This window comes from Actinoplanes sp. NPDC051633, from assembly GCF_040681735.1.
Taxonomy (GTDB): Bacteria; Actinomycetota; Actinomycetes; order Mycobacteriales; family Micromonosporaceae; genus Actinoplanes.
The window spans coordinates 1-1,422 of record NZ_JBFAZH010001590.1; the positions used below are offsets into that span (position 1 = coordinate 1).

General features: G+C 74.2%; 2 protein-coding genes. Both read left to right on the forward strand.

The genetic code is table 11. The annotated features are described in order from the left end of the window. A partial coding sequence (locus tag AB0M20_RS43390) for a PfkB family carbohydrate kinase (protein ID WP_364307323.1) occupies positions 1-440 on the forward strand: 440 nt, incomplete at its 5' end. A 19-nt stretch (positions 441-459) separates the two neighbouring features. Then, positions 460-1,257: a DUF72 domain-containing protein gene (locus AB0M20_RS43395; RefSeq protein WP_364307325.1), complete on the forward strand. Its 798-nt coding sequence runs from the start codon at positions 460-462 to the stop codon at positions 1,255-1,257. The last annotated feature ends 165 nt before the right edge of the window (positions 1,258-1,422 follow it).

Below are 1,422 nucleotides of genomic sequence, written 5' to 3' on the forward strand. Positions count from 1 at the left end.
ACGTGAACTACCGCGCCAAGCTCTGGTCCCGCTTCGACGCCGCGCCTGTGCTGCGGGATCTCGCGTCGCGGGCCGACCTCGTGTTCGCGGGTCCCGACGAGGCCGCCCTCTTCGTGGGCGACGAGGAACCGCTGGCCGGGCTGGCCCGGCTCGGCCCGGCCGAGGTCGTGGTCAAGGACGGCGCGCGCGGCTGCACCGCACTGATCGAGGGTTCGCGGTACGCGCTGCCGGCGCCCGCCGTCACGGTGGTGGACCCGGTCGGTGCGGGGGACGCGTTCGTGGCGGGCTATCTGGCGGACCGGATGGCCGGGGCGCCGCCGGAGGCCCGGCTGCGGACGGCGATCGCGGTCGGGGCGTTCTCGGTGACCGTGCCCGGTGACTGCGAGGGCCTGCCGCGGCGCGAGGACCTGGCGGCGGGCGGCGATGACGTCACCCGGTGACCTGCACGTCGGCTGCGCGATGTGGACGCACAAGGCGTGGCCGTTCTCCGGTCTGCGCGCCTACGCCGGCTGGTGCACCGCGGTCGAGGGCAACACGACCTTCTACGCCACCCCGGCCCGGGACACCGTCTCGTCCTGGGCCGAGCAGACTCCGCCGGCGTTCCGGTTCGTCATGAAGCTGCCCAGGGCGATCACGCACGAGAGCCGCCTCGCCGACCCGTCGATGCTGACGCCGTTCCTGGACGCGATCGAGCCGCTCGGGCCGCGGTTGCACGCGCTGTGGATCCAGCTGCCCGGCTCGTTCACGCCGTCGGACACCGGGGTGCTGGCGCGCTTCCTCGCCCGGGTGCCGCCCTCGTACCGATACGCGGTCGAGGTGCGGCACGCCGGCTTCTTCGAGCACCCCCGCACCCTGGAGAGTGCGCTGGCGGCGGCCGGGGCGGAGTGGATCCCGTTCGACACGACGGCCTTTTACGCCAACCCGCCGACGAGCGACACCGAGCGCGACGCCTGGACGGCCAAACCCCGCATGCCGCTGCGGACGACGGCGCTGACCGACCGCCCGATCGTGCGCTACCTGGGCCGCGACTCGGTCGTGGCGACGGTCGAGGGCTGGCAGCGCTGGGTCGAGACGACGGCGGGCTGGCTGCGTGAGGGCCGCTCACCGACGGTCTTCCTGCACACGCCGGACAACGTGGACGCGCCCGCCCTCGCGCGCCGGTTCCACGACGCGGTGCGGGAGCGCGTGCCCGAGCTTGCTCCGCTGCCGGTCCCGGCCCCGATCGAGCCGCCAGCCGAGCAGCCAACCCTGTTCTGACCCGGCCCGGCGAATTCGGCCGCGCTCGCGCGGGCGGGTCCGGCGCGCCCGGCCGGAAGCAGCGTGCGGCCCTGACCAGGACGGCGGCCGGCGATGACCCCGGGACGGCAGATGGCTCGTATCCGTCGAATGGTTTCGATCTTGGCCGGGAAGGGTCTGATGTAG

What these genes read in the sequence shown, in the direction of transcription:
- AB0M20_RS43395 (WP_364307325.1), top strand. Translation starts at nt 460, where the DNA reads ATGTGGACGCACAAGGCGTGGCCGTTCTCCGGTCTGCGCGCCTACGCC.